Annotated in this window: 18 protein-coding genes; 2 read left to right on the top strand and 16 right to left on the bottom strand. The window is 62.3% G+C overall.

Features of this window, described 5'->3' with window-relative positions:
- Positions 1-239: 239 nt before the first annotated feature.
- Positions 240-3,008, bottom strand: coding sequence for a preprotein translocase subunit SecA (gene secA / locus ACQ4WN_RS17175; protein WP_436552628.1), 2,769 nt, complete (start codon positions 3,006-3,008; stop codon positions 240-242).
- 279 nt (positions 3,009-3,287) lie between these two features.
- Between secA and ACQ4WN_RS17170 the strand changes: the two genes are divergently transcribed.
- Positions 3,288-3,797 (top strand): DciA family protein, encoded by a 510-nt coding sequence (locus tag ACQ4WN_RS17170; RefSeq protein ID WP_099665424.1) that lies wholly within the window; start codon positions 3,288-3,290, stop codon positions 3,795-3,797.
- A gap of 146 nt (positions 3,798-3,943) precedes the next feature.
- On the opposite strand, the gene lpxC is transcribed toward ACQ4WN_RS17170, so the two are convergent.
- The 3 genes from lpxC to ACQ4WN_RS17155 form a co-directional block, all read right to left on the bottom strand.
- Positions 3,944-4,879: a UDP-3-O-acyl-N-acetylglucosamine deacetylase gene (gene lpxC, locus ACQ4WN_RS17165; RefSeq protein ID WP_436552627.1), complete on the bottom strand. Its 936-nt coding sequence runs from the start codon at positions 4,877-4,879 to the stop codon at positions 3,944-3,946.
- Between the two features lie 75 nt (positions 4,880-4,954).
- Complete coding sequence (locus ACQ4WN_RS17160) at positions 4,955-5,797, bottom strand: DMT family transporter (RefSeq protein WP_436552635.1); 843 nt, start codon at positions 5,795-5,797, stop codon at positions 4,955-4,957.
- Positions 5,798-5,946: 149 nt separating this feature from the next.
- Positions 5,947-6,720 carry a helix-turn-helix transcriptional regulator gene (locus ACQ4WN_RS17155; protein ID WP_436552626.1) on the bottom strand — a complete coding sequence of 258 codons (774 nt, stop codon included), beginning with the start codon at positions 6,718-6,720 and terminating at the stop codon, positions 5,947-5,949.
- Between the two features lie 104 nt (positions 6,721-6,824).
- Between ACQ4WN_RS17155 and ACQ4WN_RS17150 the strand changes: the two genes are divergently transcribed.
- The gene (locus tag ACQ4WN_RS17150; RefSeq protein ID WP_436552625.1) at positions 6,825-7,592 is read left to right on the top strand and encodes a class I SAM-dependent methyltransferase; all 768 of its coding nucleotides are present in this window, start codon (positions 6,825-6,827) and stop codon (positions 7,590-7,592) included.
- A gap of 65 nt (positions 7,593-7,657) precedes the next feature.
- Here ACQ4WN_RS17150 and ACQ4WN_RS17145 read toward each other — a convergent pair whose 3' ends face one another.
- The 12 genes from ACQ4WN_RS17145 to ACQ4WN_RS17090 form a co-directional block, all read right to left on the bottom strand.
- Positions 7,658-8,164, bottom strand: coding sequence for a peroxiredoxin (locus tag ACQ4WN_RS17145; protein WP_436552624.1), 507 nt, complete (start codon positions 8,162-8,164; stop codon positions 7,658-7,660).
- Positions 8,165-8,387: 223 nt separating this feature from the next.
- Positions 8,388-9,596 (bottom strand): cell division protein FtsZ, encoded by a 1,209-nt coding sequence (ftsZ, locus tag ACQ4WN_RS17140; RefSeq protein WP_102295543.1) that lies wholly within the window; start codon positions 9,594-9,596, stop codon positions 8,388-8,390.
- Positions 9,597-9,750: 154 nt separating this feature from the next.
- Positions 9,751-10,983, bottom strand: a complete 1,233-nt coding sequence (gene ftsA / locus ACQ4WN_RS17135) for a cell division protein FtsA (RefSeq protein ID WP_010394955.1) — start codon at positions 10,981-10,983, stop codon at positions 9,751-9,753.
- Positions 10,984-11,028: 45 nt separating this feature from the next.
- Positions 11,029-11,847 carry a cell division protein FtsQ/DivIB gene (locus ACQ4WN_RS17130; RefSeq protein ID WP_436552623.1) on the bottom strand — a complete coding sequence of 273 codons (819 nt, stop codon included), beginning with the start codon at positions 11,845-11,847 and terminating at the stop codon, positions 11,029-11,031.
- A 1-nt stretch (position 11,848) separates the two neighbouring features.
- Positions 11,849-12,817, bottom strand: coding sequence for a D-alanine--D-alanine ligase (locus tag ACQ4WN_RS17125; RefSeq protein ID WP_436552622.1), 969 nt, complete (start codon positions 12,815-12,817; stop codon positions 11,849-11,851).
- Position 12,818: 1 nt separating this feature from the next.
- Positions 12,819-14,222 (bottom strand): UDP-N-acetylmuramate--L-alanine ligase, encoded by a 1,404-nt coding sequence (gene murC, locus ACQ4WN_RS17120; protein WP_436552621.1) that lies wholly within the window; start codon positions 14,220-14,222, stop codon positions 12,819-12,821.
- Between the two features lie 10 nt (positions 14,223-14,232).
- Positions 14,233-15,327, bottom strand: coding sequence for an undecaprenyldiphospho-muramoylpentapeptide beta-N-acetylglucosaminyltransferase (murG, locus tag ACQ4WN_RS17115; RefSeq protein ID WP_436552620.1), 1,095 nt, complete (start codon positions 15,325-15,327; stop codon positions 14,233-14,235).
- Complete coding sequence (gene ftsW / locus ACQ4WN_RS17110) at positions 15,324-16,535, bottom strand: putative lipid II flippase FtsW (RefSeq protein ID WP_436552619.1); 1,212 nt, start codon at positions 16,533-16,535, stop codon at positions 15,324-15,326. The genes murG and ftsW overlap by 4 nt, the downstream gene beginning before the upstream one ends.
- A complete protein-coding gene (gene murD, locus ACQ4WN_RS17105; RefSeq protein WP_436552618.1) occupies positions 16,535-18,091 on the bottom strand; it encodes a UDP-N-acetylmuramoyl-L-alanine--D-glutamate ligase in 1,557 nt (518 codons plus the stop codon). Before murD ends, ftsW begins: the two co-directional genes overlap by 1 nt.
- Positions 18,091-19,266: a phospho-N-acetylmuramoyl-pentapeptide-transferase gene (gene mraY, locus ACQ4WN_RS17100; RefSeq protein WP_071079386.1), complete on the bottom strand. Its 1,176-nt coding sequence runs from the start codon at positions 19,264-19,266 to the stop codon at positions 18,091-18,093. Before mraY ends, murD begins: the two co-directional genes overlap by 1 nt.
- Positions 19,267-19,268: 2 nt before the next feature.
- Positions 19,269-20,711, bottom strand: coding sequence for a UDP-N-acetylmuramoyl-tripeptide--D-alanyl-D-alanine ligase (locus tag ACQ4WN_RS17095; protein WP_436552617.1), 1,443 nt, complete (start codon positions 20,709-20,711; stop codon positions 19,269-19,271).
- Positions 20,711-22,219 carry a UDP-N-acetylmuramoyl-L-alanyl-D-glutamate--2,6-diaminopimelate ligase gene (locus ACQ4WN_RS17090; protein ID WP_436552616.1) on the bottom strand — a complete coding sequence of 503 codons (1,509 nt, stop codon included), beginning with the start codon at positions 22,217-22,219 and terminating at the stop codon, positions 20,711-20,713. Before ACQ4WN_RS17090 ends, ACQ4WN_RS17095 begins: the two co-directional genes overlap by 1 nt.

Below are 22,219 nucleotides of genomic sequence, written 5' to 3'. Positions count from 1 at the left end.
GCGCTGCCCCGCGCAGCAGGGCGATGCTCGCCAGGCGTTGACGCTGGCTCAGTGCGGTGAACTGGGCGATGAAGGTTTTCCACTGGGCTGGCTGCATGGAAGACTCCCGTTTGTCTGATATCTACAGTCAGACAGCAGGGCCCCAGGAAAATTCTCGGAATTCCCCTACTTATCGGGGACAGAGCCAAAAAAAACGGAGACCGCGGTCTCCGTTTTTTGTTCACGCTGACAAACCGCGCTTAAGCCAGCTTGCCGTGGCAAGCCTTGTACTTCTTGCCGCTGCCGCAAGGGCATGGGTCATTGCGGCCCACTTTGACGCCCATGCTCACGCTCATGTCATCGACGTTGTCCATGTTGCCGCCGGCCGCTGGCGCCAGCAATTCTTCCGGCGCCGCGTTCGGATCGAACTCGGCATGCTGGTAGTGCACGTTTTCCACGTGCGACTGCTGCATCGCCTGTTCGGCCGCATCGACTTCTTCGCGGGACTGGATACGCACCGTCATCACGTGTTTCGTGACGTCGTTCTTGATCATGTCAAGCATCTGGCCAAACAGTTCAAACGCTTCGCGCTTGTATTCCTGTTTCGGGTTCTTCTGCGCATAACCGCGCAGGTGAATACCCTGGCGCAGATGATCGAGCGCCGCCAGGTGTTCGCGCCAGTGGCTGTCGACGCTTTGCAGCATGACATTGCGTTCGAAGCCGCCAAACGATTCCTTGCCGACGATATCGATCTTCGACTGGTACACGGCATCTGCCGCGACCAGCACTTTTTCCAGGATCTCTTCGTCCGTCAGGGTCGAATCGGCTTCCAGCATGGAACGCAGCGGCATGTCGAGCTGCCATTCGCTGGACAGGGTATTTTCCAGGCCCTTGATATCCCATTGCTCTTCCACCGATTCGTGCGGCACGTACTCGTGCACCAGGTCGGTGAACACGCCGTGGCGCAGCGAGCCAATCATTTCCGAAATGTCGGTCGTTTCCAGCAACTCGTTACGCTGCTGGTAAATCACCTTGCGCTGGTCGTTGGCGACGTCATCGTATTCCAGCAATTGCTTGCGAATGTCGAAGTTGCGCGCTTCGACCTTGCGCTGGGCCGATTCGATCGAACGCGAGACGATACCTGCCTCGATCGGTTCGCCTTCCGGCATTTTCAGGCGGTCCATCACGGCGCGCACGCGGTCGCCGGCGAAGATGCGCAGCAGCGCATCGTCAAGCGACAGGTAGAAGCGCGACGAACCCGGATCGCCCTGGCGACCGGCACGGCCACGCAGCTGATTGTCCACGCGGCGCGATTCATGGCGTTCGGTGCCGATGATGTGCAAGCCGCCCGCGTTGACCACGTGGTCGTGCAGCGATTGCCATTCATCGCGCAGGGTCTGCGACTGGGCGGCCTTGTCGGCATCGCTCAATTCAGCATTGGCTTCGATGAACTTGATCTGGTTTTCAACGTTACCGCCCAACACGATGTCCGTACCGCGACCTGCCATGTTGGTAGCGATGGTGATGGCTTTCGGACGGCCTGCCTGAGCGATGATTTCCGCTTCGCGCGCATGCTGCTTCGCGTTCAGCACGTTGTGCGGCAAACTGGCCTTGGTCAGGATGCCCGACAGCAGTTCCGAGTTTTCGATCGAGGTCGTACCCACCAGCACGGGCTGGCCGCGCTCGTAGCAATCGCGGATGTCGTTCAACATCGCGTTGTATTTTTCCGCCGACGATTTGTAGACCTGATCCTGGCGGTCCTTACGCTGCAACGGACGGTTTTGCGGGATAACGACCGTTTCCAGGCCGTAGATTTCCTGGAATTCGTACGCTTCGGTATCGGCCGTACCGGTCATGCCGGCCAGCTTGGCGTACATGCGGAAGTAGTTCTGGAAGGTGATCGAGGCCAGGGTCTGGTTCTCGTTCTGGATCTTGACGCCTTCTTTCGCTTCGACGGCCTGGTGCAAGCCATCGGACCAGCGGCGGCCCGTCATCAGACGGCCCGTGAATTCATCGACGATGACGACTTCACTGTTCTGCACCACGTAGTGCTGATCCTTGAAGTACAGCGCATGCGCGCGCAGGGCCGCATACAGGTGATGCACGAGGGTAATGTTGGCCGAATCGTACAGCGATGCGCCTTCCGGCAGCAAGCCCATTTCCATCAGGATGCGCTCGGCCTTTTCGTGGCCCGCTTCCGTCAGCAGCACCTGGTGCGCCTTTTCATCCTTGGTGTAGTCGCCCGGAACGTCAACCTTGCCTTTGCCATCGGGCGTTTCTTCGCCGATCTGCAAAGTCAGCAATGCAGGCACTTCATTGATCTTGTAATACAGGTCCGTGTGGTTCTCGGCCTGACCCGAAATGATCAACGGCGTACGCGCTTCATCGATCAGGATCGAGTCGACTTCATCGACGATGCCGAAGTTCAGGCTGCGCTGCACGCGCTCGCGCGCTTCGTAGACCATGTTATCGCGCAAGAAGTCGAAACCGAATTCGTTATTCGTGCCATACGTGATGTCGGAGTTGTACGCCTGCTGCTTGGCGCTGTGCTCCATCTGCGACATGTTCACGCCGGTCGACAGGCCCAGCCATGCATACAGGCGGCCCATGGTCTCGGCATCGCGCTGCGCCAGGTAGTCATTGACGGTGACGATATGCACGCCCTTGCCGGACAAGGCATTCAGGTAGGCTGGCAAGGTGGCCATCAGGGTCTTGCCCTCGCCCGTGCCCATCTCTGCGATCTTGCCGAAATGCAAGACCATACCGCCGATCATCTGCACATCGAAGTGGCGCATGCGCAGAACGCGCTTGCTGGCCTCGCGGCAGACGGCAAATGCTTCCGGCAACAAGGCGTCGAGCGATTCGCCAGCGGCGATGCGTTCCTTGAAGGCAGGCGTCTTCGCTTGCAGCTCGGCATCCGACAGCTTTTCGATGGCCGGCTCGAGCGCATTGATCTCGCGTACCGTTTTTTGGTATTGCTTGAGCAGCCGCTGGTTGCGGCTACCGAAAATCTGGGTCAGTAATGACATGCTTGAATTCTTGAAAAAACGCCGTTAAAAAAAGCTCGGTAGGTGACAACGAGGTAATAATCGCGTGACCGCACGGAGTTCGACTATGGCAAAAGACGATGATTTTATCATGCGTTCCCGCCAAGGTTGGGCTAATGCACCATATAACAATAGCTTAATGACAAACAAATGGCAGAAATTGCCGACATTTTCCATACTGTAAGGCAATACGACCGGCCAGCTTGCGCCGTACCCGCCGCCGCACTCGTCATGCGCGGGCGAGTGTGCTATGTTTCGGCCATGCGAACTCCCACTTACTCTCCGGCACCGCGCCGCGGCTACGGCTTTGCCCGTTCAGGCCCGGCCGTCACGGGCGCGACCGATTTTCTGCGCGGCAACGCCACGATGGCCTCACTGATGCCCACCGTCACACGCCTGGCCGCCCTGCAAAAAGATTGCGCCAAGGCCTTGCCGGCGATGTTCGAGCATTGCGACATCCTGCAATTCGAGAGCGGCCAACTGGTGCTGGCCACGCCGAACGCGGCGCTGGCAGCCAAGCTCAAGCAGCAGTTGCCGAAGCTGCAGGGGGAACTGGAACGGAAAGGCTGGCAGATTTCAGGCATCAAGCTGAAAGTGCAAGTGATCAAGAGCATCGCGCCCATCGTGCATACGCGCGCGCTGGTCTTGCCAGAAAAAGCCATGTCGGCCCTGGAAGAACTGAGCACGGCCCTGCCCGCGTCGAAACAGAACGAGCAATTGATCGCGGCGCTGCGCAACATGGTCCGCCACCACCGCGAACCTAAAGATTAAGACTGCCCGGCAACATTTTGACACCTCAGAAAACCGTAGCGAGCGGAAGGGAGAGGTGGCTAAGAAGCGCAACCGTACGAAGGTACGGTGAGCATCGCAGGCCGCCTATACCGACGCGCAGTAGGTTTAATGAGGTGTCGCTCAGATCAGGTCAACGACCACTCGCGCTCCATCTGGCGCAGGTAGGATTGCGGCGCCGCCTCGTTGGTATCGAACGAGACAATTTCATACGCTTCCGGCTGCTCCAGCAGCGCCAGCAGCAGCTGGTTGTTCAGTGCGTGGCCCGACTTGTGCGCCGTGTAATACGCGAGCAAGGGATGGCCCACCAGGTACAGGTCGCCGATGGCGTCGAGAATCTTGTGGCGCACGAACTCGTCTTCATAGCGCAAGCCATCGGCGTTGAGGATACGGTACTCATCCATGACGATGGCGTTTTCCAGCGAACCGCCACGCGCCAGGCCCATGCCGCGCAAGCTTTCCACGTCCTGCATGAAACCAAAGGTGCGCGCACGCGCCACGTCGTGCACGTACGACACGTCGCCAAAGTCGACAGAGGCGCGCTGCATCGTGCCATCGACGGCCGGATGGTTGAATTCGATGAAGAAATCGAGCTTGAAGCCGTCGTACGGCGACAGGCGCGCCCATTTCTCCGCGTCACCCTTGCCGTGACGCACTTCCACCGGCTTGATGACCTTGATGAATTTCTTCGGCGCCTGCTGCTCTTCCACGCCAGCCTGCTGCAGCAGGTAGACAAAGGACGAGGCGGAACCATCCATGATGGGAATTTCTTCCGCATTCACGTCGATATACATATTGTCCACGCCCAGGCCGGCCGCCGCCGACATCAGATGTTCCACGGTGGAAACCCTGGCGCCATCCTTGATCAGCACGGAAGCCATGCGCGTATCGCCCACGGCCATGGCGCTGGCGGGGAACTCGACGATGGGATCGAGGTCGATGCGGCGAAACACGATGCCCGTGTCAATCGCGGCAGGGCGCAAGATCAGCTCGACCTTGGTGCCAGAGTGCAAACCGACACCGATGGTGCGGACCTGTTGTTTAATAGTGCGTTGTTTTAACATCTGTCGATTATATCTATTTGCCGGATTTTCGTTGCAGCGCGGCATGGCTCACGCCAGAAATACCACAACCGCTCCTCACGGATGTTCGCTTTCCGCGTGCACGGCTTCGCGCCGCACGAGGTAAATGCCGCTGCCGATGATGATGGCCGCGCCGATCAGGGTGTATTCATCGGGCAAGGCGCGCCACAGCATCCAGTCCAGGGCCATGCCCCAGGCCAGGGCCGAGTATTCGAATGGCGCCACGCTGGACGCCTTGCCAAAGCGAAATGCCTCCGTGATGGCCAGCTGGCCCAGGAAACCACTGACAGACAAGCCAGCCAGCAGCCACCAGTCTTCGCGCCGGATGCTCACCCACTCATGCGCCGACAGGGCCACGCCACCGATGGCCATCATCACCATCAGCCAGAAGACCATGCTTTCGCTGGCATCCGTGCGGCTCAGGATGCGCCCCGTGACGGCTGATATGGCGTAGCAGGCGGCCGAACCCAGCACGGCCAGGCCGGCCAGCGAGAAAAATCCCGATCCGTCCGGGCGCAGCGCCACCAGCACGCCCAGCAGACCCACGCCGATCGCGCACCAGCGTGCCAGGTCGACTTTTTCCTTGAGGATAAACACCGACAGGACCGTGATCAGCAAGGGCGCGACGAAGAACAGCGCGTACGTCTCGGCCAGCGACATGCGCTTCAAGCCGTAGGCGAACAGGGTAATCATCAGCACGCCCAGCGCGCCGCGCAGCAAGTGCAGCGGCCAGCGCACCTTCAGCACGTTCTTGAAGGCGCCGCGGTACAGCAGGTACAGGCAGACGAGCGGCAGGGACGACAGGGCGCGCAAGGCCGTCACCTGCATGGCGGGATAATGGGCGGACAGCAGCTTCATGGCTGTGTCCATCAAGGAAAACATGGCGACGGCGACCAGCATCACATAGATGCTGCGCAGGTTTTGGTTGCGGGGTATCAGGACAGACTCCGGGCAAAAGAACGGGACCGTCATCATGGCGACGGCCGGAGCCAGGACCGGTTGGCAAGGCCACACCGTCCGCCCGATTATAGCAAGCGCGGCCGTTTACCTTATGACACCGGCAACAGCATCACCAGTTTCAATTCATGCTGGCGCGCCAGGTGCAGGGTCACCTGATTGAACGCAAGCAGCCCCTGTTGCGCGTGCTGGAAGCGGCGCAATCCCCCATCGCGGCCCAGCACCTGCTGCGCGCCCCACCACTGGCGAAATTCAACGCTGGCGCCGGCCAGCTCGGCGATCAGGCCGGCCAGCGGCGCCTGGTCCGCCTGTCGGCCGATATCGGCGCGGAACTCCGCCACCAGGCGCTGCGCCCGCTCGGGCCAGCCGATAACCAGCTCACGCGCTCCAGGTTCCAGGAACATGAAGCGCAGCTGGTTCGGCGCGGCAACTTCGCCATGCAGCCAGCCGGTGAACAGCGTGGACGCCGCCCCATTCCACGCCACGGCATTCCATTCCCGGTCCAGGATGTACGCTGGCGCGTCGATGGCGGCGACGATGGCAGCGAGCTCGGCGGCCGCAGGCCCCTCGCCCTCGCCTGTGCTGTGGCTGGGGTCATGCTTGTCGGCCACTTCGAACAGATAGGCGCGCTCGGCCGCGCTCAGCTGCAACACCTGCGCCAGGCGGGCAAGCATCTTGGCCGAGGCCGACACGGGCCGCCCCTGTTCCAGCCACGTCAGCCAGGTGGGACTGACCTCGCACAGTTGCGCCAGCTCTTCGCGCCGCAAACCCGGCGTGCGCCGCCGCCCGCCACCGGGCAAGCCGGCCATGGCGGGAGTGACGGCTTCGCGCCGGGCGCGGATGAATTCAGCGAGTTTGCTCGACATGGCAGGGATGCATGGTAATAAATATACCAGTATAAGTTATGGTCTTGTTACAGGATAATTTTATCCCTATTCTGCAGGAACTCACCCATCAACAGGAGAAAACCATGCAGCAGCACGATGTTGTCACTGAACAGTTTGGCAAGACGGCCAACGCCTACCTGAGCAGCGCGGTACACGCGCAAGGTGCCGACCTGGTGCTGATGCAGGAATGCGCGCGCCGCCATGGCAAGCCCATCGTCCTGGACCTGGGCTGCGGCGCCGGCCACGCCAGCTTTGCCGTCGCCCCCGTGGCGCACTCGGTCGTCGCCTACGACCTGGCGCAGCCGATGCTCGACGTGGTGGACTACGCGGGGGCGCAACGTGGCTTGCACAACATCAGCACACAGCAGGGCGACGTGGCCCGTTTGCCGTTTGCCGACGCCAGCTTCGACATGGTCGTCACGCGCTTTTCCGCGCACCACTGGAACGATGTGGCGGCAGCGCTGGCGGAAGCGTGGCGCGTGCTGCGCCCGAACGGCACCTTATTAGTGGTCGACATCGTGGCGCCCAGGACGGCCCTGTACGACAGCACCCTGCAGGCGGTGGAAATGCTGCGCGATGCCTCGCACGTACGCGACTACCGCAGCTGCGAGTGGGGCGCCAAGTTCGACCATGCGGGATTCACGCATCAATTGCGCAGCGTGTGGAAACTGCCGATGCAGTTTGACGAGTGGGTGGCGCGCATGCGCACGCCCGCCGAAAGAGTCTCGGCCATCCGCAACCTGTTCGATGGCGCGCCCGAGGAAGCGCGCAGCTATTTCGCGCTGCAGGACGATTATTCGTTCAGCATCGATGCGGCCATGTTCGAGGCAACGAAACCGCAGGTGCAATAAAAAAACGGCGCCGATGGCGCCGTTTTTTGAAGGGGTCAGACCCGCCGGGTCTGACCCCATATAACTTAAGCCAGTTGGCCCAGCAGCGTCTCGGCATTCGACACTTCAAACTTGCCACCCTGCTCGACGTTCAACTGCGTCACGACGCCATTGTCGACCAGCATCGAGTAGCGCTGCGAGCGCGTACCCATGCCGTGCTTGGAAAAATCAGCATCCAGGCCCAGGGCCTTGCTGAAGGCGGCGTTGCCGTCAGCCATCATGCGCACGACGCCGGTGGCTTTCTGATCGCGGCCCCAGGCGCCCATCACGAACGCGTCGTTGACGGAGATGCACCAGATTTCATCGACGCCTTTGGCTTTCAGGTCGGCAGCGTGCTGCACATAGCCTGGCACGTGCTGTGCGGAGCAGGTCGGGGTGTACGCGCCTGGCAGGCCGAAGATGGCGATCTTCTTGCCCTTGACCAAATCTTGCACGTTGAACGTGTTCGGGCCCAGTGCGCAACCTTCGGTTTCGCTTTCGATGAATTCGGCCAGGGTGCCTTCTGGCAGGGTGTCGCCGATCTTGATGGTCATGTTGACTCCTTGTGTACTGTCGGTTATGGACGCCGCCCGTTCCGTGGAGCGGACAGCGCCCGTGATCTGCTTCTGCCGGCATGCTGCCGACACTGCGCAATAGTATGCCTGACTTGCCGCATTTGTGCAGAAAATGGCCGGAAAGGCAAAGGCAAAAGTCAAAAACCGGCAAAAAAAACGGCGACCCTCAGGCCGCCGTCATGCTTGCTTGCATCAAACCACCTTAATCGGCTTGTTTGCGCAGGAAGGCTGGAATGTCGTACGTTTCCATGCCATTCTTTTCCATCGCGCGCACCTGCTCGGAAGCCGATTCGCGGCGCCATACTGCCGGCGCCTTCATGCCGTCGAAACCGGCAGCCGGCGTCGCCACGCCAACCGTCGTCGTCGCCGCTTGCGCGCCACCCATGGCAGCCGATGGAGTCAGAGGGCTGTTGTGGGTGCCGGTGCGCAGCACTTGCTGCGGTACCAGCTGGATGTTTTTCTTCGCGCGGCCCAGGCCCGTGGCCACCACGGTAACGCGGATATCGTCGCCCATGGCGTCGTCGTAGGCGATACCTTGCGCAATCGACGCGTCCGGTGCGGCAAAGGCGCGCACGGCAGCCATGACTTCCTTGATCTCTTTACCCTTCAAGCCACGGCTGGCCGTGACGTTGACCAGCACGCCGCGCGCGCCGGACAGGTCGATGCCATCCAACAGCGGCGAAGCGACAGCCTGTTCGGCGGCGATGCGCGCGCGGTCGACGCCGGAAGCGGTCGCCGTACCCATCATGGCCTTGCCCTGCTCGCCCATGATGGTTTTCACGTCGTTGAAGTCGACGTTGATATGACCCGGCACGTTGATGATTTCGGCAATGCCGGCCACCGCGTTGTTGAGCACATCATCGGCATGCTGCATCCATTCCAGCATGCTTTCGTCTTCGTAGATCTCTTCCAGTTTTTCATTGAGGATGATGATCAGCGAATCGACGTGCAGCGACAACTGCTCCAGGCCTTCGTCGGCGATGTCCATGCACTTCTGGCCTTCGTACGAGAATGGCTTCGATACCACGGCGACCGTCAGCGCGCCCAGTTCCTTGGCCACTTCGGCCACGATAGGAGCGGCGCCCGTGCCCGTGCCACCGCCCATGCCGGCAGCGATGAAGACCATGTGCGCGCCGCGCAGCGAATCGGCGATGCGTGCACGCGATTCTTCGGCGAGCTGGCGACCGACGGCAGGCTTCATGCCGGCGCCCAGACCGGTATCACCGATCTGGATGATGTTGTGGGCCTTCGATGTCGACAGGGCCTGTGCGTCGGTGTTGGCGGCAATGAACTCCACACCCGACATGCCTTTGTTGATCATGTGTTGGACTGCATTGCCACCCGCACCGCCGACGCCGACGACCTTGATGACGGTACCTAAAGCTGTGTTATCGACCATATCGAACTCCATGATGTGCTCCTATCAGATGCGGTTTCCAAGCGCCAGGCCTCATATTGGTAGGAGAACTGGAGATTGAAAACTGCGGTTAAATATAAAATAAAGTTATGTGTGTGTACCTGCGATGCTGCCAAAAAACCTGTGCTGCCGGGCGAAAATCATGCCCTTAAAAATTCCCTAAAAACCATTCCTTCATGCGCTGCCAGACTGCCTTCACCGAGCCGTCCTGACGCGTCACGATGTGGCCGCGCAGGTATTGCTTCTTCGCTTCCAGCAGCAGACCCAATACCGTGGCATAGCGCGGACTGCGCACCACGTCGGCCAGCTGGCCCCGATACTCGGGCGTGCCCAGGCGCGCCGGTTTCAGGAAAATATCTTCTGCCATTTCCACCATGCCTGGCATGATGGAAGTGCCGCCGGTGAGCACGATGCCCGACGACAGCACGCCTTCATAACCGGATTCGCGCACCACCTGGTGCACCATCGCGAACAACTCCTCGACGCGCGGCTCGATCACTGCCGCCAGCGCCTGGCGCGACAGGTTGCGCGGACCGCGGTCGCCCAGGCCTGGCACTTCCAGCGATTCGCCGGGGTCGGCCAGGACCTGCTTGGCCACGCCATAGCGGATCTTGATTTCTTCCGCTTCCGCGGTCGGGGTACGCAAGGCCATGGCGATGTCGTTGGTGATCTGGTCGCCGGCGATGGGAATGACTGCCGTATGGCGGATCGCGCCATCGGAGAATACCGCCACATCGGTCGTGCCGCCGCCGATGTCGATCAGCACCACACCCAGTTCCTTCTCGTCGGGCGTGAGCACCGCATCGGCAGACGCCATCGGCTGCAAGATCAGGTCCGACACTTCCAGGCCGCAGCGGCGCACGCACTTGACGATGTTCTGCACTGCCGACACGGCGCCGGTGACGATATGCACCTTCACCTCCAGGCGGATGCCGCTCATGCCGATAGGCTCGCGCACATCTTCCTGGCTGTCGACGATAAACTCTTGCGGCACCGTGTGCAGCAATTGCTGATCGGTCGGAATGTTAACCGCTTTTGCCGTCTCGATGACGCGCGCCACGTCGGTCGCCGTCACTTCCTTGTCCTTGATGGCCACCATGCCGCTGGAATTGAAGCTGCGGATATGGCTGCCCGCAATGCCCGCGTAGACATTGCGGATCTTGCAGTCGGCCATCAGCTCGGCCTCTTCCAGCGCGCGCTGGATGGACTCCACCGTGGCCTCGATATTGACCACCACGCCTTTTTTCAGGCCCTTCGATTCGTGCTGGCCCAGCCCGATCACTTCGTGGCGCCCGTCGGACATCACTTCGGCTACCACCGCCACCACTTTCGAGGTGCCGATGTCGAGGCCGACGATCAGGTTTTTCGCGTCTTTTGTCATTTCTGTCGCCTAATTTTTTGGGCTATTGCTAAATTGATTATTAAGTTAAGTCGGTTTTTTAATCGGACTGCCATTTTTCTTCTTGATCGCCGCTTGCGGCTTGCCATCCTTGCCTTCGGCCGGTATCACCAGGCCGGCGGAACTGAGCGCCAGGCCATTCTGGTAGCGCATATCGATCGTGTCGATATTTTCCAGCCGGCTCGCCAGTTGCGGGTAGATACCTACAAGCCGGTCGACGCGCGCCTTCAGGGTCGTATGATTCTGCTCGCGCCCCAGCGCCACGCTCATGCCATTGTCCAGTTTCACGGTCCATGCATAGCGGCTCGACAGCGACAGGGTTTCCGGCACCATCTTCAGCGGTGAAAACCACTTTGCCAGCTGCACGTAGGTGGCCAGTACTTCCTTCTCGCTGCCATCGGGGCCGGCGAAGGCAGGCAATTCATGGTCATCTTCGGCTTCAGCCACATTGGCCGTAAACACGTCGCCCTTGACCGACAGCAGGCGTCCATCCTCGCCCCAGGTACCCAGCGCTTCGTGTTCTTCCAGCGCCACGATCAGCTGGTTCGGCCACTCGCGTCGCACGCTGGCGCGGCGCACCCAGGGCACCGATTCAAACACGCCGCGCACGCTTTCCAGGTTGGTCGTGAAAAAATTGCCCTTGATGCGGCCCAGGGTGCCGCTGCGCAGGGTCAGGTAATTCACGTGGCGCAAACCCTTGTCGTCCGCGCTTTCCACCTTGATCGTGCGCAGGTCGAACATGGGACGCTGCGACACCCACCAGACGCCGGCGGCCACGCACACGACCAGAACCGCGGCCAGCAAGCCGTTGGCAGTCGTATTGAGGCTTTTAGCGTCATGCCACATATCAGTGCTGTCCCTTGTGCATTTTCAGTCGCGCGCCAGCGACGATTTCCAGGCACAGGTCTTCATAGCTGATGCCCACCGCACGCGCCGCCATCGGCACGAGCGAGTGCCCCGTCATGCCGGGCGAGGTATTCACTTCCAGCAGGAACAGCTTGCTGTCGGCCGCGCGCATCAGCACGTCCACGCGTCCCCAGCCTTCGCAGCCGAGGGCACGGTAGGCTGCCACGGCGATGCGCTCCATTTCCGCCACGATTGCCTGGTCCAGCTGCGGCGGACAAAAATACTGCGTGTCGTCCGTGAAGTACTTGTTCTGGTAATCGTAATTGCCTTGCGGCGCGACGATTTCAATCGGTGGCAGCGCGCGCGCCGTGGCGCCCTGGCCCAGGATCGCCACGGTGAATTCGCGGCCCTTGATGAATTCCTCGGCCAGCACCGAATCATCGAGGCCAGCGGCAATATCGTAGGCCGCCTGGAAGGCCGATGCTTCGTTGACGGTGGTGATGCCGATGCTCGATCCTTCATGCGGCGGCTTGACGATCAGCGGCAAGCCCAGTTCCGCGACCACCTTGGCCAAGTCGGAGCTGTCATTGAGCACCGCGTACTGTGGCGTCGGCAGCTGGTGCATCAGCCAGATCATCTTGGTATAGACCTTGTCCATGCCCACCGCGCACGCCATCACGCCGCTACCCGTGTAGGGAATGCCCAATTGCTCGAGCGCGCCCTGCAGGCTGCCGTCTTCGCCGAAGCGGCCGTGCAGCGCGATGAAGACGCGGTCAAATTTTTCAGCAGCCAGTTCGGCCAGGCTGCGTTCGCCCGTATCGAACGCATGCGCGTCCACGCCACGGCTTTTCAGTGCAGCCAGCACGCCCGTGCCGGACATCAGCGACACTTCGCGCTCGGCCGAGCTGCCGCCGAACAGGACGCCGACCTTGCCCAATTGTTTAACGTCGATAGCTGAAGCTTGGTTCACGTCAGGCCTTTACAGTGTGAGATTGATACGTTGTCAGTTGTTGCGGGATGCCGCTGATCGAGCCCGCCCCCATGGTCAGCACGACGTCACCGTCGCGCGCCACGCTCATGATGGTGTCGGCCATGTCCGTCATCGACTCGACGAAAATCGGTTCGATCTTGCCGCGCGCGCGCAGCGCATGCGCCAGGGCGCGCCCGTCGGCGGCGACGATAGGCGCTTCGCCCGCCGCATACACTTCGGACAACAGCAGCACGTCGGGCGCACCGAGCACCTTGACGAAATCCTCGAACAGGTCGCGCGTGCGGCTGTAGCGGTGCGGCTGGAAAGCCAGCACCAGGCGGCGGCCAGGATAGGCAGCGCGCGCAGCGGCCAGGGTCACTTCCGTTTCCACCGGATGGTGGCCGAAATCGTCGACCAGCGCAAAAGTACCGCCGTTCGGCAGCGCCACGTCGCCATAGCGCGTGAAGCGCCGGCCCACGCCGGAGAACTCGGCCAGGCCCTGCTGCGTCGCACTGTCGGCGATGCCAATTTCGCGCGCGATGGCGATCGCCGAGCAGGCATTTTGCACATTGTGCATGCCAGGCTGGTTCAACACCACGTCGAGATCAGGATAGCCGTCCTGCAGCACCGTGAAATGCATTTCCAGGCCCACGGCGCGCGCGTTGATGGCGCGCACTTCGGCGTCCTCCGCGAAGCCATAGGTGGTGACCGGCTTGGTGACGAACGGGATGATGGCGCGTACGTGCGGATCGTCGATGCACAGCATGGCACGGCCATAGAAAGGCAGACGGTGCGTGAACTGCACGAACGCCTGCTTGAGCTTTTCGAAATCGTGCTCGTAGGTGTCCATGTGATCGGCGTCGATATTCGTGATCACTTCGATCATCGGCGTCAGGTTCAGGAACGAGGCGTCCGACTCATCGGCTTCGGCCACCAGGTAGTCGCCCGAACCGAGCTTGGCGTTAGCGCCGGCGCTGGTCAGGCGTCCACCGATCACAAAAGTAGGATCGAGGCCGCCCTGCGCCAGCACCGAAGCGACCAGGCTGGTGGTCGTCGTCTTGCCGTGCGTGCCGGCGATGGCGATGCCTCGTTTCAAACGCATCAATTCACCGAGCATCACGGCGCGCGGCACCAGCGGGATCTTGCGCGCGCGCGCGGCTACCACTTCCGGATTGTCTTGCGGGACGGCGCCCGACGTCACGACCGCATCAGCGTCGCCGATATGCTCGGCCGCGTGGCCGAGCATGACAGTCGCGCCCAGGCTCGCCAGGCGCTGCGTCGCCGCATTGCTGCCCAGGTCGGAGCCCGACACCTTGTAGCCCAGGTTGACCAGCACTTCGGCGATGCCGCTCATGCCGCTGCCGCCAATGCCGACAAAGTGGATATTGTTTACTTTATGCTTCACAGAGCTAACCTCATGCCAGTTTTTCCAATACGTGTGCGATCGCCTCATTGGCGTCGCGCCTGCCTGCTGCCAGTGCCGCTTGCGCCATCTGCTGGCAGCTGTCGCGCGTCAAAGACGCCAGCATCGCACTCAGCGACGCTGCACTCATTTCCGTCTGCGGCAAATGAATCGCCGCGCCCTGCTTCGCCATCCATTGCGCATTGTCACGCTGGTGGCTGGTGGTCGACGCCACCAGCGGCACGAGCACGCTGGCCACGCCGGCCGCCGTCAATTCCGACAGGGTGATCGCGCCAGCGCGGCAAATCACCAGATCGGCCTCGGTATACGCCTTGGCCATGTCGTCGATGAAATCGACCACATTGGCGCGCACGCCCGCCTGCGCATACGCGGCATGCAGGGCGTCGATATTCTTCTTGCCCGACTGGTGCGTCACCAGCGGACGTTCGCCCTCCGGCATCAAAGCCAGCGCAGCGGGCAGATTGTCGTTCAGCGCTTTCGCGCCCAGGCTGCCGCCCACCACCAGGATGCGCAGCGGCCCGCTGCGACCCGCAAAGCGGGATGCCGGCGGCGCCATGGCGAGAATCTCCGCGCGCACGGGATTGCCCGTGACGACGGCCTTGCCTGCGGCGCTGCCGAAATCGGCGGGAAAACCGAAGCAAACCTTTTGCGCCAGCGGCACCAGCGTCTTGTTCGACAGCAGCAGCGCCGCGTCGGCATTCACCAGCACCAGCGGCACGCCCTTCAGGCGCGCCATCAGTCCGCCCGGCACGGTAACGTAGCCGCCCATGCCCATCACCACGTCGGGCTTGCGGCTGGCGATGAAACGGCGGATGGCAAAGAAGCTCGCCAGCATCCTGAAGCCGCCCTGGATGGTGTGCGCCAGGCCCTTGCCGCGCATGCCGGAGAACGCGATGGCGTCCATGGGAATGCCGCTCTTCGGCACCAGCTCCTGCTCCATGCCGTGGGTCGTGCCCAGCCAGCTCACTTCCCAGCCGCGCGCGCGCATCGTCTGCGCAATCGCCAGGCCCGGGAAAATATGGCCGCCGGTACCGGCCGCCATGATCATCAGTCTTTTCGTCGTTTTCAAATTCGTCACGTTGTTCATAGCCGGCCTCCGCGCATCAGGATCCGGTTTTCGTAATCGATGCGCAGCAAGATCGCCAGGCCGATACAGTTAATCAGTACGCCCGTGCCGCCATAACTCATCAAAGGCAAAGTCAGGCCCTTGGTCGGCAGCAGGCCCAGGTTCACGCCCATGTTGATGAAGGTCTGCACGCCGATCCAGATGGCGATGCCTTTCGCCGTCAGTCCCGCGAAGGTCTGGTCGATGGCGATCGCCTGGCGGCCGATGTCGAACGCCCGCTTGATAATCCAATAGAACATGCCGATCACGACCAGCACGCCCACCAGACCCAGTTCCTCGCCGATCACGGCCAGCAGAAAGTCCGTATGTGCTTCGGGCAGGTAGTGCAGTTTTTCCACGCTGCCGCCCAGGCCCACGCCAAACAGTTCGCCGCGCCCGAAGGCGATCAGCGAGTGCGTCAGCTGGTAAGCCTTGTTGAGCGCATTGTCTTCCTGCCACGGATCGAGATACGCAAAAAACCGCTCGCGGCGGAATTTCGACAAGGCGATGATGGTGACGAAGATCGCCGTCAGCATGGCGCCGATGCCGCCGAACCAGATGGCGTTAACGCCGCCCAAAAACAGAATGCCCATGGCGATGCAGACGATCACGCCAAAAGCGCCCAGGTCGGGCTCCATCAGCAGCAGCAGGCCGACGAAGCTGACGGCCAGCGCCATCGGCATGAAGCCCTTGGTCAATTTGTGCATGTATTCCTGCTTGCGCACCGTGTAGTCGGCCGCGTACAGCACCATCACCACCTTCATCAACTCGGACGGCTGCGGCCGCAGGCCCGGCAGGTTCAGCCAGCGGCGGCCGCCATTGACCGATACGCCCAGGCCAGGTATCAGCACCATCACCAGCAGCACCAGCGTACCGATGAACAGCCATGGCGCCATCTTTTGCCAGGTAGCGACACGGATGCGGAACACCAGCGCCGCGGCGATGATCGACACGCCGATGAACAGCGCCTGGCGAACGACGAAATAATTGTTCGTGTAGGCGGCGAACTTGCGCGCGTCCGACAGCGAGATCGAGGCCGAATACACCATCACCATGCCCAGCAACATGAGCAGCAGGACGACCCACACCAGTGGCTTGTCATAGTCCATCATCTTCGACTGCCGCGCGCGGCTATCCAGCGGCTTGGCAGCCGAGCCGGAACCAAAGCTGAAGGGCAGTTGGAAGGCCATCAGATATCCTGTCCGTTTTCCAGTGCGATATCGCGCACGGCGTCGACAAACACCTGCGCGCGGTGCGCGTAGTTCTTGAACATGTCCAGGCTGGCGCACGCGGGCGACAGCAGCACGGCATCGCCGGCCAGGGCCAGGCTGCTGGCGCGCTTGACCGCCTCCGGCAAGGTGGCGCAGTCGATGATATCCACGCCCGCCGGTTCCAGAGCCGTGCGCAACGCAGGCGCGTCGCGGCCGATCAGCACCACGGCACGCACATAGCGCGACACGGGTTCAGCCAGCGGCGAGAAATCCTGCCCCTTGCCATCACCGCCGGCGATCAGCACCAGGCGCTGTTCCGCGCCGCCAAACGCCTTGCCCAGGCCGAACAGGGCGGCCACTGTCGCGCCCACGTTGGTGCCCTTGCTGTCGTCGTAGTATTCGACATCATTCACAGCGGTGATCAGTTCCACCCTGTGCGGCTCGCCCTGGTACTCGCGCAAGCCATGCAGCAACGGCGCGAATGGCAGGCCGATGGCGCGGCACAGGGCCAGCGCCGCCAGCGCATTCGAGGCATTGTGCTGGCCACGGATTTTCAGCGCATCGGCCGGCATCAGTTTCTTGGCCATCGTCGGCACCGGTTCCGGCGCCGGATCGTTCTTCCTGCGTTTTTTCTCGATGACTTCTTCGCTGGGTACGGCTTGCGCCAGCCAGAAGATGCCCCGTTCATTGACCAGGCCAAAGCTGTCTACTTCCACCGGCTCGCCCGTGCCGAAGGTGATGGTTTCCGCAAGCGGATCGGCCATGTGCATCACGGCAGCATCGTCGCGGTTCAGAATGCGCACGGTCTGGTCGCCGAAGATGCGCGCCTTGTCGCTCGCATAAGAGGCCATGTCACCGTGCCAATCCAGGTGGTCCTGCGACAGATTCAATACCGTGGCCGCATCGGCCTGCAGGCTGAACGTCGTGTGCAACTGGAAGCTGGACAGTTCCAGTATCCATGCTTGCGGCAAGGTGCTGGCCACGGCTTCTGCCGGTTCCTCGCCCTCGGCAACAGGCAGCGGCACCGGCTCCGCATCGAGTACCTCGCGCAGCACGTCCAGCGCCGCCGGGCTGATATTGCCGGCCACGCGCGTGGCCAAGCCTGCGCGCTCGCACAGCAAGCCCACCAGGCTGGTCACTGTCGTCTTGCCGTTGGTGCCCGTGATGGCGATCACTTTCGGCGCATAGCCGCGTTCCGCCTTCAACGCCGCCAGCGCTTGCGCAAACAGTTCGATCTCGCCCCACACGGGGATATTTTTCTCGCCAGCGGCAGGTGTAATCAGCGCCAGTTCGCGCTGCGGCGCCAGGCCGGGGCTGACGGCGACGAAATCGACGCCGTCGAGCAGGTCGGCCGTGAAGGCGCCGGCGATGAACTGCGCCTGCGGCACGGCGGCCTGCAGCGCGGCCAGGCGCTCTGGTGCCTCGCGCGTATCGGCCACGCGCACAGCCGCACCGCTGCGGGCCAGCCACAGGGCCATGGCCAGGCCCGACTCCCCGAGTCCCAGTACCAGTGCGGTTTTAGCGTCGTACATCATCAGCGCAGCTTCAAGGTGGTCAGGCCGAGCAGCACCAGCATCATGGTGATGATCCAGAAACGCACGACAACCTGCGTCTCTTTCCAGCCTTTTTGTTCAAAATGGTGATGCAGTGGCGCCATCAGGAAAACGCGGCGGCCAGCGCCATAGCGCTTCTTGGTGTACTTGAACCAGACGACCTGGATAATCACGGACAGCGTTTCGACGACGAAGATGCCGCCCATGATGAACAGGACGATTTCCTGGCGCACGATGACGGCGACGGTGCCCAGCGCGCCGCCCAGTGCCAGCGCGCCCACGTCACCCATGAACACCTTCGCGGGGTGCGTGTTATACCAGAGGAAGGCCAGGCCGGAACCGGCCAGCGCGCCGCAGAAGATCACCAGTTCGCCGGCACCTGGAATGTGTGGAATGAACAGGTAGCGCGCATAGGTCGCGTTGCCCGTCAGGTAGGCGAACAGGCCCAGGGCCGTACCCACCATCACGGTCGGCATGATGGCCAGGCCATCCAGGCCATCGGTGAAATTGACGGCATTGCTGGTGCCGACGATGACGCAGTAGGTCAGCGCGATGAAGCCCCACACACCCAGCGGATAGCTAATGGTTTTGAAGAAGGGCACGATCAGATCGGCCTTGGGCGGCAAGTCCATGGCAAAGCCGGACTGCACCCAGGCGTAGATCAAATTCCACACGTGACCCGCGTCGGGTTCCGACACGGAGACGGAAAACGCCAGGTAGAAGGCGGCGACGATGCCGATCAGCGACTGCCAGAAGTATTTTTCGCGCGAGCGCATGCCTTCCGGGTCCTGGTGCACCACCTTGCGGTAGTCGTCAGCCCAGCCGACGGCGCCAAAGCCCAAGGTGACGATCAAGACCGGCCAGATGAAGCGGTTCGACAGGTCGGCCCACAGCAGGGTGGAAATGCCGATGGCGATCAGGATCAGCACACCGCCCATGGTGGGCGTGCCGTGTTTTTTCAGATGCGTCTGCGGACCGTCCGTGCGCACGGCCTGGCCGACCTTCATGCGCGTGAGCATGCGGATCACGGCGGGACCGGCGCACAGGCCGATCAAAATCGCCGTCAGGGTAGCGAAGACGGCGCGGAAAGTGATGAAGTTAAAGACCCGCAATGGGCCAATGTCGTCCTGGAAATAATGAGCGAGCCAGAGCAGCATGATTAGTGAGCTTCCTTGTTATTGTTGTTTGAACCAATCAAATGCTGCACGGCCCGTTCCATTTTCATGAAGCGGGAGCCCTTGATTAATACTGTTGCATCCGAACGGCCGGACAAATGCGCATCGAGCGCCGCCAGCAAGCCGTCGAACTGTTCGAAATACTCCACGACCGTGCCCGATTCCTGGCTGGCGGCAGCCTGCGCCGCATTCACCAGATGGCGCGCCAGGCCGCCCGTCGCCAGCACGTATTCGATGCCTTTGATGGCGGCGTAGGCGCCGATCTCTTCGTGGAACTGCTGCCCCTGCGTGCCGACTTCGCCCATCTCGCCCAGCACCAGGATGCGCGGTGCTGCGGCCTGCGCCAGCACATCGATGGCCGCGCGCGCCGAATCCGGATTGGCGTTATACGTGTCGTCGATGATGGTGGCGCCGTTGGCGGCACGTTTTTTCTGCAGGCGGCCGTTCACGGGCGCGAACGCCTCCAGCCCCTGCTTGATATGTTCGATGGCGATACCCGCGCCAACGGCGCATGCCGCCGCGGCCAGCGCATTGCGCACATTATGGTCGCCCGCTGCCTGCAAGCCGACAAAGAACTGGCGCAAGCTGCCATCCTGCGCGCGCACGCTGACGAACATGTCGCTGCCAAAATCCTCAGCCACACGGTGCGTGCAGCTCACATCGGCGTCCTTCGACAGCCCGAAGGTGATGACGGCGCGCGCACCGGCCAGTTCGCGCCACAGGGGCGTATATTCATCGCCATGCGGGAAGACGGCGATGCCATCATCGGCCAATGCCGCCAGCGCGGCGCCGTTCTCGCGCGCCACGGCCTCCACCGTATGCATGAATTCCTGGTGCTCGCGCTGCGCGTTGTTGACCATCGCCAGCGTCGGCGCGGCGATTGCCGCCAGGCGCCCGATTTCGCCAGGATGGTTCATGCCCATCTCGATGACGGCCGCCTGGTGCTCCGCGCTCAGGCGGAACAGGGTCAGTGGCACGCCGATTTCATTATTCAGGTTGCCGCGCGTGGCCAGCCGACCATCTTCGCCAAAGGCCGCCGCCAGGATGGACGAAATCATTTCCTTGACGGTGGTCTTGCCGTTGCTGCCGGTGACGCCGATGACGGGCAAGCTGAAACGGCGGCGCCAGTAATGGGCGATACGCCCCAGCGCCACCAGGGTATCGGCGACCACGATGGCCGGAACCTTGCCGCTGTCCCAGCCTTCGGGCAAGCGCTCGACCACCACGGCGGCGACGCCACTGGCGGCCACCTGGTCGAGGAAGTCATGGGCGTCGAAACTCTCGCCGCGCAGGGCGACGAACAGCGAGCCGGCTGGCGCGCTGCGGCTGTCGGTGGAGACACCGTCAAAAACGGCGTCGCCCGTCAGCTGCGCGCCGTGCAGGGCAGGCATCAGTTCGACCAGGCTTGCGTGTATGAGACGGTCCATCAGTTCGTCCTCATCATGGTCAGGCGCGCGGACAGGGCCAGCTGCGCATGGTCGGCATCGGAGAACGGCAGTTTCTTGCCCTTGATTTCCTGGTACGGCTCATGGCCCTTGCCCGCAAGCAGGATCACGTCCGGCTTGGCGGCGTGCTTGATGGCCGACAGGATGGCAGCGGCGCGGTCTTCGATGGCCTGCGCCTGCGGGCCGTCTGCACGCATGCCGGCGACGATCTGCGCGATGATGGCATGCGGGTCTTCGCTGCGCGGATTGTCGCTGGTGACCAGCACGTGATCGGCCAGCTGCGCGATGGCGCCCATCTGCGGACGCTTGCCCGGATCGCGGTCGCCGCCGCAGCCGAACACGCACCACAGCTGGCCACCCCGTTCTTGCGCCACCTGGCGCAAGGCTGCCAGGGTTTTTTCCAGCGCGTCCGGCGTATGCGCGTAATCGATGACGACCATCGGCGCTTCCTGTCCACCCACCTGCTGCATGCGGCCGGGAGCCGGCTGCAGGGATTCGATGCCGTCAATGGCGGCGCGCAGGCCGGTGCCATGCGCCAGCAAGGCGCCCAGCACGGCCAGCGCGTTGCTGATATTGAAGTGCCCCACCAGCTGCGTCTTGACCAGCGCCACGCCCAGCGCGCATTCCAGGTGGAAGTCGGTGCCGGCATTGCGGCTGCGGAACTGGCTGGCGCGCAGCATCAGCACGCCCGGCAAGTCCGGCTGGCTGGCTGCATCCTGCAGGGTATAGCCGATGACCGGATACTCGCCTGTCAGCTTGCCATCTACGTGACGCGCCAGGCGCAGACCCATGGGATCATCGAGGTTGATGACAGCCGTTTTCAGGCCGGGCCAGTCGAACAGCCTGACTTTGGCCGCCTCGTAGGCCGCCATGTCGCCGTGGTAATCGAGGTGGTCGCGCGTCAAATTGGTGAACATGGCGACATCAAAATGCATGCCGGCCGCGCGCTCCTGGTCCAGGCCGATCGACGACACTTCGATGGCAACAGCCTTGGCGCCAGCGTCGCGCATGGCGGCGAGTTTACGCGCCAGCAGCACGGCGTCGGGCGTGGTGTAGCCGGTCACGTCGAATTCGATGGCGCCGCGCGGCTTGCACAAACCCACGCCCAAGGTACCGATGACGGACGAGGTTTCGCCCAGGCGTGCCAAAGCCTGCGCCAGCCATAGCGCGCACGAGGTCTTGCCATTCGTGCCCGTCACGCCTGCGCTGAACATGGCATTGTCGGGCATGTCGTAAACAGCATGTGCCACGGGGCCAGCCAGACGTTTCAGGTCGCTGACCAGCAGATGCGGCACATTCCATGCGGCGTTCCACTCAACGGCGTCATGCACGATGGCCGCGGCACCCTGCTCGATGGCGGCGGCGATGAAATGCGTGGCGCCCGCATAGGCAAAAAACACGTCGCCGCGCTGCACGCGGCGCGAATCGGACGTCAGCTGCCCGGACGGGGCAGCCGCTTTGATCCACAAACTGATGTCTTGTATGGTCAT

This window comes from Janthinobacterium pasteuri (genome assembly GCF_051380775.1).
Lineage (GTDB): Bacteria > Pseudomonadota > Gammaproteobacteria > Burkholderiales > Burkholderiaceae_D > Janthinobacterium.
Note: the sequence above shows the minus strand (reverse complement) of the source record. Positions and strands in the feature narration are given on the sequence as shown.